A 485-nucleotide genomic window follows, 5' to 3' on the forward strand; every position below is an offset into this window, starting at 1 on the left:
CAGCGGCTCCAGGCGGGAGGCGATCACGGCGCCGATCAGGCCGGCACGGTCGCCGAAGCGGCGGAAGAGGGTGCCTTTGCCCACGCCTGCGGCTGCGGCGATCTCGTCCATCGACACGCTGTGGGGGCTGGTGCTGGCGGCGAAGAGGGCATCGGCGGCAGCCAGGACGGCTTCCCGGTTGCGCAAGGCGTCCGCGCGTTGTGTGTGCTGGGCCACGGGCCCTCCTTGGTCTTCGGTCTTCGGTCTCCGAGGTCCGAGGGACGGACCCGCTGCTCGGGGGATCAACTGCCGCACGGCACCTCCCTTTCGACGAATGCGCGGAGCGTACCCGGGGAGCGGCCGGTGAGGCGCTGGACGGTGTCCGAGGTACGGTCCTCGGCGCCTTCGGCGATGGCGCGGTCCAGGCCGGCCAGCATCGACGCGAACTCGAGTGGTATCTCTGCCGCCCAGCGGTCGCGCAGTTGTTCAAACGAAAGCTGCTCGTG

The 485-nt window shown here is 70.5% G+C and carries 1 protein-coding gene and 1 pseudogene; both read right to left on the minus strand.

Going from position 1 to position 485, the window contains the following annotated elements; translation table 11 throughout:
- Positions 1-216 (minus strand): helix-turn-helix domain-containing protein (locus tag J0695_RS38575; protein WP_206969510.1); only part of this gene is annotated, 216 nt, incomplete at its 3' end.
- 65 nt (positions 217-281) lie between these two features.
- A pseudogene (locus tag J0695_RS38580) lies at positions 282-485 on the minus strand (ergot alkaloid biosynthesis protein); the annotation flags it as partial.

The sequence above is a fragment of the Streptomyces beijiangensis genome, assembly GCF_017315755.1.
GTDB lineage: Bacteria > Actinomycetota > Actinomycetes > Streptomycetales > Streptomycetaceae > Streptomyces > Streptomyces beijiangensis.